The sequence below is a fragment of the Sutcliffiella tianshenii genome (genome assembly GCF_016908565.1).
In the GTDB taxonomy this organism is placed as follows: Bacteria; Bacillota; Bacilli; order Bacillales; family Bacillaceae_I; genus Sutcliffiella_A; species Sutcliffiella_A tianshenii.
Genome location: NZ_JAFBED010000006.1, coordinates 179,805 through 193,464 on the forward strand (window position 1 = coordinate 179,805; position 13,660 = coordinate 193,464).

Here is a 13,660-nt window from a genome sequence, read left to right on the forward strand (position 1 = left end):
TGAGTGAACTTGATACTTTGATTGTTTCTGAGATTGACTACATAAAAATATGATATTATTTTTTTATAAATGATTTGCGGTTTGAGTAAATAATATAGGGGAGGCTCCCGGATGTTTGCATCATCACCACAAGAAGCATTAAAAATGTACGAGGAAGCAACTAATACTCATGAGTTTGAAAACGTACGTAGATTAATTAGAGAAGATGCAATATATTATTTTTCCAATGCAACGGTTCAAGGGCACAAGCCTCTTAAGGAGTTCTTTGAAAAAACTTGGGATTACATTCGTGATGAAGTGTACAAAATCCATGATGTCCAATGGCTTACAATAGGTGAATCTAATGCAGCCTGTGTCTATAAATTTCAATGGTCCGGTTTGATAGACGGGGTTTATAAAGAAGGTAAAGGTCGAGGGACGAATGTATTTGAAAAAGATGACGAGGGTTGGAAAGTGGTTCATGAACATTTGAGCTCTTGAATGAAGTCATAAAATCCATAAATAAAATACACTTTAAAATGATGCAGTATGAATTAATCTTCCAACAAGGAGAAATAGATGAACCCATCCATAATGAAGAACTCAATAAAATCACTCTGGTTATTACCCGGCTGGTTTATTGGTTGGTTTATTCTTAATCTTTTAGAGATGCCGTACACGCTTGTGAATCTATTTTTTATAGCGATGTTTGGATTTTTAGTAAGTGAAATCATTCAATTGGTCATTTTCATGATGAATAACAAGTAATTAAACGTATTGATTTAAAGTATTTGTTAGAAAAAACCTCACCTATTGATTAGCTTCACTGCAATGGGTGAGGTTTTATTATGATACCGATCTAATCATCTATGCTGATCAACAAGGATTTGATTGCCATCTGGATCTTCTAATGTAAAATAAGCCGGTCCTTCACTTGATTCATCCGCTTCTGTCTGCACGGTTATCCCTTTTTCTTTCAGCTCCTTTTGAAGCTCTCGAACATCCGTAAATGATGCTAGGTTCTCCGCATTTTCATTCCATCCTGGATTAAAAGTCAAAATGTTCTTTTCAAACATTCCCTGGAACAACCCAATGATACAATTTTCATTCTTCATAATCAGGTAATTATGGGAAATATCACCGCCTAATGACTGAAAACCCAATTTTTCATAGAATGCTTTAGAGATTTGAAGATCCTTTACAGTTAAACTTACAGAAAAAGCGCCAAGTTTCATTTTTCCATCTCCTAATAAAAGAATTGTTATGTATGGGAAAATCATGTGGTATGTTCAGTATATAGTTACAGTTAAAAATAGACAATATTCACCATTCTTACAGGGTCATTTTGAATGCTTTTACAATAATCCCGTCATTTGCAGGTTCAAAGTCGTGTTCGGGAGTATGTAGAAATCCGAACCGGGTATACAATTGTAGGGCGCCTTCCATAAATTCGCCGGTGTGAAGGCCAATGGCAGGATACCCTTTGTCTTTGGTCCTGATGATGCATTCATTTACCAGGGTGGAAGCGACTCCTTTCCCCCGCGATGATGGCGACACGGCAAGCATCCGGATCTCTGAATGCTCAAGTACGTCCCCGAAACCCTCATATGCTTTTATATTGGGCGGGAATAGCACGACACTCCCAAGAATCTTCCCTTCAGCTTCAGACTCGGCTACGATGATTTCCACACCTGGCTGCATATCGGCCTCTGACAGGATGGATTTTTTTAACGCTTCCCAATGTGCTTCGGGAAGTAGTGGAGCATATTCATGGTATGCCTCTAGCCGCTGTTGTCGAATGGAAGGGATTTCGTTTGGCATGGCGTCTCTCAGAATCATATCACCCACTCCTTTAGAAATCATATAGAAATTTATCTGACTTTTTGCTCAAGCGCTCACGATGGTGTGGGACATTCCAGCCTGTTAAATCCGGTCCCTTCGGCAGGATTTTGACATCCTCCTTATCTACGAAAATCGTAATCGAAACATGATAATGCTTTTTGATGGCATCAAAGTCCGTTGTATCGCCGAAGCATGCTGTCTGATACAGGTCACGTACATAGCCCCAGAGATTAGGAAACTCTTTTATTAGGTTTCTGTTTGTATTGAAAGCAGAGTAATATGCCACATCGAACCGCACCAAGGTGGAATAGAGACGAACATCTGAATCGGTGATGAATTCGCCGAACAGGAAACGTTGTGTGGAGAGGCGTTCCTCCAACTCATCCAATCTTGCAAACAAGCGGTCATAGGCTTCCTCGTAAACCTCTTGTGATAGGGCAAAGCCGCATTTGTATACCCCGTTATTGATGTCATTGAAAATGACATCGTTCAAGGCGTCGATGTCTGCCTGTAAATGGTCTGGGTAAAGATTTGGGGCATGTTCTTGATGAAAAGGTCTCCATGCAGTCTCCAGGTAATTGGTCAGCTTGAAATAGTCGTTGTTTGCCACCTGTTTGCTCATTAGATCGACCATCACCGGAACCGTCGGCCTGCCGCTGTATTCCGGATCTGTCGCTTTATAGATTTCACTCATGTATCTGATCCCCAAGACAGGGTCGACGCCTGCTTCATCCAAAGAGAACTCCCAATCCACTTGTGCTGTCTTGGGACGGAGCGGGCTTGCTGTCCCCAAACTGATTACCTTATCCAGTCCGAGCAGATTCCGCACAATGACTGTCCGATGGGCCCATGGACAAGCCGGTGTCCAGAGAAGTCGATATCGCTTTGCTTCTACTGGCAACTCGCCGGGCTTGCTCCCGAAAGGGGTGGTAAATCGGTTTGTCTGCCTTTTGAAAGAACCGTCCGTGGATATCTCCTGTGCTTTATTTTGTACCAAGTATTATCATCTCCTTGTAATCATTGTAAATAGTAGCCTTTAGAGTATTGTATTATTTTTTGTATTTTTCAGTCAATTATAAGTGAGGTTTGATTTTTTTTCATAAATGTGAAAGATTTTCCTGTTTGATTCGACTATGTTTATGTACAGTGAAAAGAGGGGGTGCAGGATGGAGCGGAACGAACAGATACAGAATTGGTATAGGGAATATGCAGATGGAATTTATCAATATCTTATATATTATACAGGGAATAAGGATGTGGAGGATTTGGTACAGGAAGTGTTTATACGTGCTATACAGAGCTTCCACACCTTTAGGGGCATTTCCTCTCCCAAAACATGGCTATATAGTATCGCTCGACATGCAGCAATGGACCGCGCCAGGAAAAAGAGGTACAAATGGCTTCAGCTCGAATTTCTTCATTCGATGAAATCGAGCGAAAAGACACCCGAAGAAATACTACATGCTTCAGAGGAGATAAAGGATCTCTATGATTCTTTAAAAAAGTTGAAAGCAAGCTATCGGGAAGTTCTCATTCTGAGGGGAATAAAAGATTTTACTGTCTCTGAAACTGCGGAAATATTGAACTGGAGCGAACCGAAAGTGAGTCTGACATGCTATAGAGCCATTCATGCATTAAAGGAAATCCATCAGTACAAGGAAAGGAGGTAATAAGGATGGGGAGCGACCTTTACGACCAAGAATATTTGAAGAAATTAAATAGAATGCCCAAAATGGAAATCAATCCTGACATAAAAGATTCTCACTTACAATCTATCACTCAATATGAGCAGCAATTTCAGAAAGTTGAAAAAAGCAGGAGTAGAGTGAGGATATGGAAGTACGGTGTGATTGCAGTAACTGCAGCAATGCTTCTGTACTTGTTATTTAATACTGACAACGGAAGACGCCTTGCCACTGACATATGGGAAGGTTTAAGTGATACTTTAAAAGAAAAAGAGGCAGACCATACTATCACCGATCCATTTACGGTGCCAAATCTGGAAAAAGTGAAACTTGAGGATGGTATGAGTGTGGTGGATTATAAGACAGATAATATGGAACGGGGTGACAACCCTTATAATTATCTGCTTAGATCTCTAGTGATTTCACAGGAATTTGATGGGGAAGATCTTAGCAGAGGGGATGTTGTTTATTATGTGGAGCCGGGAGACACCTTCCAAGATATACAATCAGATAATAATAGAATCGCAAGAATCATTGCTATGCCTGGCGAATCGATAGAAATAGTAAAGGGGCAAGTGTTTATTAATGATAAAAAGCTTGATACCTTCTATGGAGATGGATCCAGTAATTTCCGCAACTTGGATCATATGAAGGAATACAATTTTGCAAAAATGACTGTGCCGGACGGCCATTACTTCTTGATGGGGGACTTGTGGTGGCGAAGTGTGGACAGCAGGAAGTATGGGCCCGTTCCAATAGATAATATGATTGGTTTGGTCGAGGGATATAGGTGAAGCGAGCCAGGGGCCAGTACACCGGGTTGGTTATTGATTGTTACCTTAAGGTAGTCAAAAAGCGGTGGGAGAGGGAATCAAAAACCCCGAATGAAAGAACCAAGAAACGTATCCCATTTGGTATTTTTCTATCTTTTTGCAGGAATTCATATTTCGTATATCGAAATGGTAATGGAACAGATTGGAAGGAGTGTGGAATATGATTACTGTAAATAAGAGTGATATTATAGAGGATTTTCACGGGACGAAGGTTGCGGATCCTTATCGTTGGCTGGAGGATAGCAGCTCTGAGGCAACATTGGCATGGGTGGAAGAAAAAGAAAAGGAATGCCTGGCTTATTTTGCTGAAATAGAGTCAAAGTCACACGATAAGCAACGTTTGACGGAGCTTTGGAATTTTCCAAAACATTTTGTGCCGAAAAAGGTGAATGGCAAATTATTTTATCAAAAAAATGATGGGCTGCAGAATCAGGCTGTCCTTTATTTGAAGCAAGACGGTGTGGAGAAGGTCGTCCTTGATCCGAATGGACTTTCGGATGACGGAACGGTTGCGATGACGGATTTTACGGTAAGCAGGGAGGGGCGCTATGTTGCCTATGCTACGGCAGCTAACGGGAGCGATTGGCAGGAGGTTAGGGTCCGGGATGTCACGACCGGTGAAGACTTGACCGATGTAATACAATGGGTGAAATTTACGGCGGTTGTCTGGTCACCGGATGGAAAAGGCTTTTATTACAGCAGGTTCCCGGAGCTCGGCACGATTGCAGACGAAGAGGAAGGTACACATCATAAAGTGTTCTACCATCAGCTCGGTACAGATCAAAGTGAAGATATCCTATTGCACGAACAGCCGGAAGAAAAGGAATTGATGTTCACTCCGATCCTATCTGAAGACAAGCAATATCTTTGCCTGCATGTGAATTTCGGCACGGCATCTGAAAATCGTTTCTATTATAAGGATATCGAAAAGGATGAGAGCTTTACTAAGCTATTGGATCAGCAGGATGCCGAATATTCTTATATCACCAATGAAGGTCCGGTCTTTTATTTCAAAACGGATCTTCATGCGCCAAAAATGCGTGTAATCGCAATAGACATAATGAATCCTGAGCGGGAAAACTGGGAGGAAATCATTCCTGAACAGGCTGCTGTGATGGAGTACATCAAATATGTTGATGGAAAATTTGTCATGGTCCTGTCCCAGGATGCACACCATGCTATCCATCTTTATGATAAAGAAGGCAGGTTTGAGCAGGAAATCGATCTTCCTTTTATCGGATCATTAACGAATTTGACGGTGAACGCCGAGGGTACCGAGATGTATTTTGGCGTCACTTCCTTCATTGATCCTACCACTGTTTATCATTATGATATTTCAAAGAATGAATTGACATTGGTGTCGGAATCCAACATTCCTTTTGAAAGAATGGATTATGAAACGAACCAGGTATTCTATACATCAAAGGACGGTACGAAAATCCCGATGTTCCTCGTCCATAAAAAGGGATTGGAATTGGATGGTCAAAATCCAGTGATCCTGTATGGGTACGGTGGATTCAATGTGAGCTTGACGCCTTTCTTTAACCCGGCAATCCTTCGCTGGCTGGAAAAGGGCGGCGTGTATGCGGTCGCGAATCTGCGTGGTGGCATGGAGTATGGGGAAGAGTGGCATAAAGCCGGGATGCTTGAAAATAAGCAGAATGTATTTGATGATTTCATTGCAGCCGGGGAATGGCTGATCGAAAACCAGTATACCTCCACTGCGAAGCTATCGATCATGGGTGGCTCCAATGGCGGCCTGCTAGTTGCGGCATGCATGGTGCAGCGTCCTGATTTATTCGGGGCAGTGATCTGCAGAGTCCCGGTAATCGATATGCTGCGTTATCATAAGTTAACCATCGGGAAGTACTGGATACCTGAATATGGTAACGCCGATAATCCTGAACAATTCCCTTTCCTTTATGCCTATTCACCGCTTCATAATGTCAAGGAAGGGGTAAAGTATCCGCCGATTCTAATAGCCACGGCAGACAGCGATAACAGGGTAGTCCCGGCACACGCCAAAAAATTCACGGCGACTCTGAATGAAAAAGCGGATCCATCCACGACCGTCATCCTTCGCCTCGAAAAGAAAGCAGGCCACGGCCTTGGAAAACCAACATCGAAGCAGATCGATGAATGGGTGGACTTTTATGCGTTTTTGGAGAAAGAGTTGAAAGAATAGGAAAGATACTTAACAGAAATCGGGTGCCATTCTTATTTAAAAAGAATGGTGCCCGATTTTTATGTTTGTACAATTTTACTGATATACATATTTTTATTTTGGAATAGTGTAACTTTTAATAAAGTGAGCCGTCTTTAAGGCAAGAAATTATTCATCAAGATTCTTTCGCTAGAGAGGGGTGAATGTACAACGTGCAGGAAGAAAAGGCAAAAGAGAAATTAAAAGAATGGTACCACCAGTATAGTGACGATATATTTCGATACATTTTGTTGATGATTGGGGATCATGAACGGGCAAAGGACTTGACCCATGATACGTTTCTGAAAGCCTATCATAGCCTTTCTTCCTTTAAAGGGGAAACGAGCGACAAAAATTGGCTGTACCGCATTGCCAGAAATGTCACCATTGATGATATGAGAAAAAGAAAGCCGTTGAGGTATTTGTTGGATTCCTTCGCATCGCTTACCTCCCAAGATCCCTTGCCGGAAAATGTTGCACAATTGGGAGAGCGGGAGGAAGAGCTTTATCGTGCGCTCCAAGCAATAAAGCGTTCCTACCGGGAAGTGATCATTTTGAGAAAAATAAAAGAGTTGACCATCAAAGAAACGGCAGAGGTCCTCAACTGGAGCGAAAACAAGGTGAAAGTAACTTTATTCAGGGGATTGGAGGCATTAAAGAAACAAATGATAAAGGAGGGCTACAAGCATGAAACATACTGAGGAAAGTGAATTTGATCGGGAGTTTAGAAGCTATGAGTCTATGGATATGATGGAGGCGGACAAACGGGAGGTTTTTTCCAGGCTGATGAATAGTGTGGAATTACCTCAGAAGAAAAGATTGTTCAGGGATGTTTTCAATCCTGTCGTTTCCGCTATTCTAGCAGCCGCATTTCTCATGGTTGGAGGTTATTTTGTAGCGAATCAGATCCTCCAGGAGGATCCTGTTCAACAATCAAGCCCGGCAGCGTATGAAGGGGTAGAGAAGCAGTTATCTGACACGTTCAACAAAGAGGTTATTATACCGAATCATCCTAAGTATCATGCGCAAATGATCTGGGTTCCATATTCGGGCTCATCTATGGGTGGGGGGACTTATGAAAGAGATAGACCACTAGGAGCAACAATTATATACAAGGCTGAAAGCAATACTTTGGATAATAAGGATCTTGAAAAATTGAGGGAAATGGGCGACTTTGTTTACGGCAAACCTGTTATCAACCCTTTTAAAGATATCCATTCTGAAATAAGAGTAGATATTTCCAATGTGAATGCTATTTCCGGCGAGGAGATAGATATTGAAGGCACAAGAGTCTATTATAAGGAAATAGAAATGGATACTGATAGATATATCAAATATAACTTTTTACTTAACCACCTAACATATTCCTTTTCCCATAAAGTGACCGGACCAGAAACTCCAACAGAAGCAAGAGCATTTGTTACATCATTCCTGAAACAGGTAAACAAATGAGCCAAGGGGCCAGTCCCCTTGGCTTTATTTGGCGTTATTTTTGTTTGCATCAAACATATTTTCCGAAACCTTATTCAGCTTTGCCAGGAATCGGTTGAAGCCGAAGCCGATGAAGAAGGCGATGCTGATTTCAGCATAAGGGTGGGCCTCGTTATGGTTGGTGAATTCTATGAATAGGATGCCACTTTGAATCAAGGTCACTGCAATCACTGCTGTACCTGTCGCAAAGAACGGGTAGAAGATATACATGATCCACTCTCTGTGGTTGTGAAGTTCATCCTTCATATAGTGGGTGCAGAACATATAGAGATGCCTCAGCGAACCACCGATTGCCCCTGCAAAGAAATAATAGAGAAGCTGCTCCATTCCCGCGACTTCCGGTAAAGCTTTTACGAGTTGCCCTGTCCAGAGGAAACCGACTGCGATGAAACTCCCGAAGAACAGAAGGAATAGGTACGTGAGAATCACTGCAATTAACCAGTTTTTCACGATAATCACCTCCATGTATCCTATGGGAGAAAATATATTTCGTTACTTTCTTGCATCGAACAAGCAATCTAATACAAAATAAGGAAGATTTCTGCTATTGTAGAAGCAAGTGGACGTGAACTGACAGGAGTGAGAGGCATGTTCTGGAAAAAGAAAAACATATCAGAACAAAAGAAAACTGAGATCATTGATATGGAAGAGATAAACGGACAGACGAAAAACAAAGCAGCTGAATATCTCAAAGATATGAACAAGCTTAAAAACCTGCTAAGAAGAGCGGAAAATAAAGCAAAGAAAAAAGAAGAAGACATAGGATTTGTCCAAGAAACATGGGAAAGCCTGAAAACGATGTTTGAGCTTGTGAAGGCGTATATAAAAGGTGATTACAGGAACATTCCCTACGGCTCCCTCTTAATGATTGTCGGAGCCATCCTTTATTTTGTGATGCCGCTTGATACCATACCCGATGCGATGGTTGCACTCGGATTTACCGATGATGCAGCGGTAATTGCACTTACCCTTAGGAAGGTGAAGAAGGACATCGATAAATTCGTGGAGTGGAAGCAGGAGAATGAAGTGCTTCCCCCGGAAGAAGGTGATGCAAATGAGTCAACTTAATGAGGAAAGCTATGAAAAAGCGATGCTTAATGCAAAAGCATCCATGGAGCTTTCTGGGTTTTCCATAACTGAAGAACATCTGGAACTGGTGCGGGCTAAACTGAAAGGTGAAATAACAGAAGAAGAGTTTTTGAAAATAGCGCTGGAAAAAGCGAAAGAGAAATAGCACAACGTTTTCACCAAGGGGGACTTAATTTTATGGAACTAGGAATAAGTACGTTCGTCGAAACAACACCAGATCCCATTACGGGAGAAGTGATCAGCCATGCTCAGCGAATTAGAGAGGTGGTGGAGGAGATTGTCCTGGCAGATCAGGTAGGATTGGATGTTTTCGGGGTGGGCGAGCATCATCGGGAAGATTTTGCCGCTTCTTCTCCAGCAATGCTTCTTGCCGCGGCTGCGTCACAGACAAAACGAATCCGGCTGACAAGTGCAGTAACGGTGCTATCTTCCGCAGATCCGGTTCGTGTGTTCCAGGACTTTGCGACGCTTGATGCCATTTCAAACGGCAGGGCGGAGATCATGGCAGGCAGAGGCTCTTTTATCGAATCCTTCCCGCTCTTTGGTTTTGATTTGAAGGATTATGATGAACTGTTCGAAGAGAATCTGGAACTGCTGTTGAAAATACGTGAATCGGAAAAGGTCACATGGCGAGGCGGCCATCGACCTGCAATATATAATCTAGGAGTATATCCGAGACCTGTCCAGGATCCGTTGCCGGTGTGGATAGGCAGTGGCGGTAATGCCGAATCGGTAGTACGTGCCGGAATGCTCGGTCTGCCGCTAGTGCTCGCCATCATAGGTGGCAGCCCTGAACACTTCAAACCGCTCGTCAAGCTATATAAGCGGGCAGCAAGCCGGGCGGGTCATGATGTTTCCAAGCTTCCGGTTGCGTCACATTCCCATGGTTTTATTGCAGAAACAACAGAAGTGGCTGCGGATAAATTCTTCCCTTCCACTCAATATGTGATGAATAAACTCGGCCGAGAACGCGGGTGGGGTAGATATGAACGGGCCACATTTGATGCGGCCAGAAGCTTTGACGGTGCCCTTTATGTAGGAGATCCGGATACGGTTGCTGCAAAAATCATCCACCTCCGCAAGAACGTCGGCATCACGCGCTTCATGATCCACATTCCGGTTGGCACAATGCCACATGATGATGTTATGAATGCCATCGAGCTTTTCGGAAAAGAGGTAGCACCTAAGGTTCGGGAGGCAGTGGAAAAATGGGAAGCTGATGAAGGGAACCTTGGATAAATATGTTCAATTCAGAGGGATTAATGAACATTCCTGGTATTTTCTTTGTTGTCATCATATTATATCTGTTTCGTATTGTTTTTGATAAAAAGTACACTAGGAAGTACTGGGAGGTTTGTCTTGATGTAGGAGTCACTTTTCTGATGATTATTATCTTCCAATACTTTATGAAGTGGCTTTTTTTCTAAAAAACTTCTTGACTACCAATTTCACTTTTCTGTATGTTGTATATATAAAAGAACACTACATGTCTGATCGATAGCCTGTAGTGTTTCTTTTTATCTGATATCGAAACGTTTCGACTTAATTGTAAGCGGTTTAATTACGGGGAGGGTATACAATGATCATTCAATTAACAGAGCAGGAAAAGGCAAACAGAAAATTAGATCCGAAAACATTGGCAATTGCTGTGGAGCAGGTCAAGGCAAATGGGTATATTGTGTTTGATAGTGTGATTCCAGAAGAAAAGATTACAAATATCCGTAACCATTTCGATCCTTTGTTCGATGAGTTCATCGAGCGCAAGGGATATAATACAGGAACGAATCGTGCGCAGATGTTCCTTCCTTTCATGGAGCCATTCATTGACGAGGATGTGATCTGCCATCCGATAGCGACTGCGGTCATTGATGAGTTGCTTGGAAAATGGAATCATTGTAACTACTTTGCATCCGATACGCCGATGCCTGGTTCCGACTATCAGAATGCACATTGCGATATCATGCCGCTTTTCCCAGAATTGGCGATCCCGCTGCCGGCCTTCAGTCTTGTTCTGAATATCCCATTGGTGGAGGTGACAGAAGAAAATGGACCGCTAGAGGTATGGCCAGGTGGGACGCATCAGAACCCGGACCGAGCGAACCACGATACTTTGGATAACTCGGTGAATCCTCATATGCATATCGTACGGGCTGCGGAACATATGTATTCCGAAAAGGTGTACATGAAAGCAGGCTCCGTCGTGATCCGTGATATCCGCATGTGGCACCGCGGAACACCGAACAAATCCGATTACCGCCGGACAAACCTAGCGATGATTTTCAACAGAAGCTGGTATGGTGCAGGCTCGTCCATTGATATCCCTCAGGAAACCTACGAAAAGCTACCGGAAAAGGCAAAAGAGCTATATCGCATGGAGAAAATCGGCAGCAAGGTGAAGATGCCGTGGGAATGGTAAGATAGAATTTTGTAAAAGCTCGAGACGCTGAATCGTTTCGGGCTTTTCATATATTTCCAAAGATCCCTCAAATACTATCGTTAAATAACGAATATTTTAATAATTCTATTTTTTCTAAAAAAGACCTTGACTTTAATTTTCATTTTTCTGTATATTGAAAATATGAAAACTTTAAACTCTAAAATTTCAGATTTGACAAAGGGTATTGCCGGTGAATTGCTGGCATGTCAACTTGGGCAAAAGATCCCCACAACTCATGAGTTAGCAAACAAGTTTTCTGTCGGTTATGGAACCATCGAAAAAGCCATGACAGCTTTAAAGGAGATGGAAGCAGTCAAAGTTCAGCCAAAAGGGCAAATGGGAACTTACTTATTGGAGAAAAATTCTGCTGCATTGTGGTCCATTATGGATTCCGGGCCGATTAGAGGATCGCTGCCATTGCCAAATACACTTGAATTTCAAGGGCTGGCAACAGGGTTGACTGTATCATTGAAAGAAAAGAATGTAGATTGCAGCTTTTCCGTTAAGAACGGGGCAAAGCTGAGGATCAATGAATTGTTGAACAACCAATGTGACTTTGTACTCTGCTCTCATCAAGCGGCAGTCTGGGGACGTGGATTATATGATAACCTGATGGTACTCGGTTCGTTTGACGACAAGAGCTATTATGGGGATATGATCATCCTATGTGGGAAAAATGCCCCGGAAGACATGAGTGAATGGAAGGTCGGGGTGGACGAAACCTCCCTGGATCACATCGAGTTTACGAATACTATTTTTGAAAAGAACAAAAAGGTCAAGGTCATGTATATGCACAGTCCCTATCTCATTGCTGATGGTGTGATTGATGCAGCGGTTTGGCATAGCTCCCAGCTCGTACCAACCATGCTGATTGATACGCTGACATTCCGCGAAGTTGACTATGAAGGTAAAAGGCAGGGAGTGAATAGCATGGCAGGTGCTATCCTTGTAAACAAGGATAGAGGAGATGTAGTTTCATTATTGGAGGAATTATGTGATATCGAACGGATCCTCGAGATACAAAAAGAGGTCATTGCGAGAAAGAGAAGTCCTTATTACTAAACGCTACTTGTTTCATTACATGTAGTGTCTCTTTTAAAAGCTCATCGAAACGTTTCTATATTTCAGTCGGAAGTAAAAAATTTTTGAGTGTAAATGAAAGCGTTTTATTAAAACAGTAAATTAATAAAAGCTGAAACAAAAGGCTTTTATATACATCATCATGGAACCTACATAGAAAACTCAAAACTTGGAGGGAATACGATGAAAATTCAATTATCAGAGCAGGAAAAAGCTAACAGGAAATTAGACCCGGAAACACTTGCCATAGCTGTCGAGCAAGTGAAAGCTAACGGATATATCCTTTTTGACAAGGTACTATCCGAGGAGAAAATCTCCAATATCCGCAACAACTTTGATCCACTGTTCGATGAGTTCATCGAGCGTAAAGGCTACAACACTGGTACGAATCGTGCCCAGATGTTCCTTCCTTTCATGGAGCCCTTCATTGATGAGGATGTCATTTGTCATCCCATTGTCACTCAGGTAATCGATGAGATTCTTGGGGAGTGGAACCATTGCAACTACTTCGCTTCTGATACGCCAATGCCTGGTTCTGATTATCAGAATGCCCATAGCGATATTATGCCTTTGTTTCCTGAATTGGCAATCCCGCTTCCTCCGTTCAGCCTTGTGGTGAATATCCCATTGGTGGATGTGACAGAAGAAAATGGACCACTTGAGGTTTGGCCGGGTGGAACGCATCAGAATCCCGATCGTTCCAATCATGATACTTTAAACAATACGGTCAATCCGCATCTGCATATCGTCCGTGCGGCTGAGCACATGTACTCTGAAAAGGTATACATGTCAGCGGGGTCCATCGTCATAAGGGATATCCGCATGTGGCACCGTGGGACACCTAACAGATCAAATGATCGCAGAACAAATTTGGCGATGATTTTCAACAGAAGCTGGTATGGTGCAGGTTCTTCCATCTCAATCCCACAGGAAACATACGATAAGCTTCCAGAGAAAGCAAAAGAGCTTTATCGCATGGAAAAAATCGGCTCTCCAGTTAAAATGCCTTGGGAATAATCGG

Annotated in this window: 17 protein-coding genes; 13 read left to right on the forward strand and 4 right to left on the reverse strand. The window is 42.5% G+C overall.

What is annotated here, in order from left to right:
- Positions 1-111: 111 nt before the first annotated feature.
- Together JOC95_RS14800 and JOC95_RS14805 are read left to right on the forward strand one after the other, a co-directional pair.
- The gene (locus JOC95_RS14800; protein WP_204417909.1) at positions 112-480 is read left to right on the forward strand and encodes a YybH family protein; all 369 of its coding nucleotides are present in this window, start codon (positions 112-114) and stop codon (positions 478-480) included.
- A gap of 78 nt (positions 481-558) precedes the next feature.
- The gene (locus JOC95_RS14805; protein WP_204417911.1) at positions 559-747 is read left to right on the forward strand and encodes a hypothetical protein; all 189 of its coding nucleotides are present in this window, start codon (positions 559-561) and stop codon (positions 745-747) included.
- A gap of 95 nt (positions 748-842) precedes the next feature.
- Here the strand turns inward: JOC95_RS14805 and JOC95_RS14810 are convergent, their stop codons facing one another.
- The 3 genes from JOC95_RS14810 to JOC95_RS14820 form a co-directional block, all read right to left on the reverse strand.
- Positions 843-1,214: a VOC family protein gene (locus tag JOC95_RS14810; RefSeq protein ID WP_204417913.1), complete on the reverse strand. Its 372-nt coding sequence runs from the start codon at positions 1,212-1,214 to the stop codon at positions 843-845.
- A gap of 97 nt (positions 1,215-1,311) precedes the next feature.
- Positions 1,312-1,818 (reverse strand): GNAT family N-acetyltransferase, encoded by a 507-nt coding sequence (locus tag JOC95_RS14815; protein WP_204417915.1) that lies wholly within the window; start codon positions 1,816-1,818, stop codon positions 1,312-1,314.
- A 13-nt stretch (positions 1,819-1,831) separates the two neighbouring features.
- Complete coding sequence (locus JOC95_RS14820) at positions 1,832-2,818, reverse strand: glutathione S-transferase family protein (protein ID WP_204417917.1); 987 nt, start codon at positions 2,816-2,818, stop codon at positions 1,832-1,834.
- A 169-nt stretch (positions 2,819-2,987) separates the two neighbouring features.
- Between JOC95_RS14820 and JOC95_RS14825 the strand changes: the two genes are divergently transcribed.
- The 5 genes from JOC95_RS14825 to JOC95_RS14845 all read left to right on the forward strand — a co-directional run bounded on the left by JOC95_RS14825 (position 2,988) and on the right by JOC95_RS14845 (position 7,994).
- A complete protein-coding gene (locus tag JOC95_RS14825) occupies positions 2,988-3,491 on the forward strand; it encodes an RNA polymerase sigma factor (RefSeq protein ID WP_204417919.1) in 504 nt (167 codons plus the stop codon).
- 5 nt (positions 3,492-3,496) lie between these two features.
- Complete coding sequence (gene lepB, locus JOC95_RS14830) at positions 3,497-4,300, forward strand: signal peptidase I (protein WP_204417921.1); 804 nt, start codon at positions 3,497-3,499, stop codon at positions 4,298-4,300.
- 199 nt (positions 4,301-4,499) lie between these two features.
- Positions 4,500-6,524: a prolyl oligopeptidase family serine peptidase gene (locus JOC95_RS14835; protein ID WP_204417924.1), complete on the forward strand. Its 2,025-nt coding sequence runs from the start codon at positions 4,500-4,502 to the stop codon at positions 6,522-6,524.
- A 182-nt stretch (positions 6,525-6,706) separates the two neighbouring features.
- On the forward strand, positions 6,707-7,243 hold the full coding sequence (locus JOC95_RS14840; protein ID WP_204417926.1) for an RNA polymerase sigma factor: 537 nt from the start codon (positions 6,707-6,709) through the stop codon (positions 7,241-7,243).
- Complete coding sequence (locus tag JOC95_RS14845; protein ID WP_204417928.1) at positions 7,230-7,994, forward strand: hypothetical protein; 765 nt, start codon at positions 7,230-7,232, stop codon at positions 7,992-7,994. The genes JOC95_RS14840 and JOC95_RS14845 overlap by 14 nt, the downstream gene beginning before the upstream one ends.
- A 24-nt stretch (positions 7,995-8,018) precedes the next feature.
- Here the strand turns inward: JOC95_RS14845 and JOC95_RS14850 are convergent, their stop codons facing one another.
- Entirely contained in the window at positions 8,019-8,483 is a 465-nt protein-coding gene (locus JOC95_RS14850) for a hypothetical protein (RefSeq protein WP_204417936.1), read from the reverse strand.
- A 138-nt stretch (positions 8,484-8,621) separates the two neighbouring features.
- On the opposite strand from JOC95_RS14850, the gene JOC95_RS14855 reads away from it, so the two are divergent.
- The 6 genes from JOC95_RS14855 to JOC95_RS14880 all read left to right on the forward strand — a co-directional run bounded on the left by JOC95_RS14855 (position 8,622) and on the right by JOC95_RS14880 (position 13,656).
- Complete coding sequence (locus JOC95_RS14855) at positions 8,622-9,101, forward strand: YkvA family protein (RefSeq protein WP_204417938.1); 480 nt, start codon at positions 8,622-8,624, stop codon at positions 9,099-9,101.
- Positions 9,088-9,267 (forward strand): antitoxin VbhA family protein, encoded by a 180-nt coding sequence (locus tag JOC95_RS14860; protein ID WP_204417940.1) that lies wholly within the window; start codon positions 9,088-9,090, stop codon positions 9,265-9,267. Before JOC95_RS14855 ends, JOC95_RS14860 begins: the two co-directional genes overlap by 14 nt.
- 32 nt (positions 9,268-9,299) lie before the next feature.
- Complete coding sequence (locus tag JOC95_RS14865) at positions 9,300-10,361, forward strand: LLM class flavin-dependent oxidoreductase (protein ID WP_204417942.1); 1,062 nt, start codon at positions 9,300-9,302, stop codon at positions 10,359-10,361.
- A 340-nt stretch (positions 10,362-10,701) separates the two neighbouring features.
- The gene (locus JOC95_RS14870) at positions 10,702-11,538 is read left to right on the forward strand and encodes a phytanoyl-CoA dioxygenase family protein (RefSeq protein WP_204417951.1); all 837 of its coding nucleotides are present in this window, start codon (positions 10,702-10,704) and stop codon (positions 11,536-11,538) included.
- A 162-nt stretch (positions 11,539-11,700) separates the two neighbouring features.
- A complete protein-coding gene (locus tag JOC95_RS14875) occupies positions 11,701-12,621 on the forward strand; it encodes a YhfZ family protein (RefSeq protein WP_204417959.1) in 921 nt (306 codons plus the stop codon).
- A 201-nt stretch (positions 12,622-12,822) separates the two neighbouring features.
- Positions 12,823-13,656 (forward strand): phytanoyl-CoA dioxygenase family protein, encoded by an 834-nt coding sequence (locus JOC95_RS14880; RefSeq protein ID WP_204417967.1) that lies wholly within the window; start codon positions 12,823-12,825, stop codon positions 13,654-13,656.
- The last annotated feature ends 4 nt before the right edge of the window (positions 13,657-13,660 follow it).

Coding starts and splice junctions, on each gene's coding strand:
- JOC95_RS14800 (WP_204417909.1), top strand. CDS start 112: ATGTTTGCATCATCACCACAAGAAGCATTAAAAATGTACGAGGAAGCA.
- JOC95_RS14805 (WP_204417911.1), top strand. CDS start 559: ATGAACCCATCCATAATGAAGAACTCAATAAAATCACTCTGGTTATTA.
- JOC95_RS14810 (WP_204417913.1), bottom strand. CDS start 1,214: ATGAAACTTGGCGCTTTTTCTGTAAGTTTAACTGTAAAGGATCTTCAA.
- JOC95_RS14815 (WP_204417915.1), bottom strand. CDS start 1,818: ATGATTCTGAGAGACGCCATGCCAAACGAAATCCCTTCCATTCGACAA.
- JOC95_RS14825 (WP_204417919.1), top strand. CDS start 2,988: ATGGAGCGGAACGAACAGATACAGAATTGGTATAGGGAATATGCAGAT.
- lepB (WP_204417921.1), top strand. CDS start 3,497: ATGGGGAGCGACCTTTACGACCAAGAATATTTGAAGAAATTAAATAGA.
- JOC95_RS14835 (WP_204417924.1), top strand. CDS start 4,500: ATGATTACTGTAAATAAGAGTGATATTATAGAGGATTTTCACGGGACG.
- JOC95_RS14840 (WP_204417926.1), top strand. CDS start 6,707: ATGTACAACGTGCAGGAAGAAAAGGCAAAAGAGAAATTAAAAGAATGG.
- JOC95_RS14845 (WP_204417928.1), top strand. CDS start 7,230: ATGAAACATACTGAGGAAAGTGAATTTGATCGGGAGTTTAGAAGCTAT.
- JOC95_RS14855 (WP_204417938.1), top strand. CDS start 8,622: ATGTTCTGGAAAAAGAAAAACATATCAGAACAAAAGAAAACTGAGATC.
- JOC95_RS14860 (WP_204417940.1), top strand. CDS start 9,088: ATGAGTCAACTTAATGAGGAAAGCTATGAAAAAGCGATGCTTAATGCA.
- JOC95_RS14865 (WP_204417942.1), top strand. CDS start 9,300: ATGGAACTAGGAATAAGTACGTTCGTCGAAACAACACCAGATCCCATT.
- JOC95_RS14870 (WP_204417951.1), top strand. CDS start 10,702: ATGATCATTCAATTAACAGAGCAGGAAAAGGCAAACAGAAAATTAGAT.
- JOC95_RS14875 (WP_204417959.1), top strand. CDS start 11,701: ATGAAAACTTTAAACTCTAAAATTTCAGATTTGACAAAGGGTATTGCC.
- JOC95_RS14880 (WP_204417967.1), top strand. CDS start 12,823: ATGAAAATTCAATTATCAGAGCAGGAAAAAGCTAACAGGAAATTAGAC.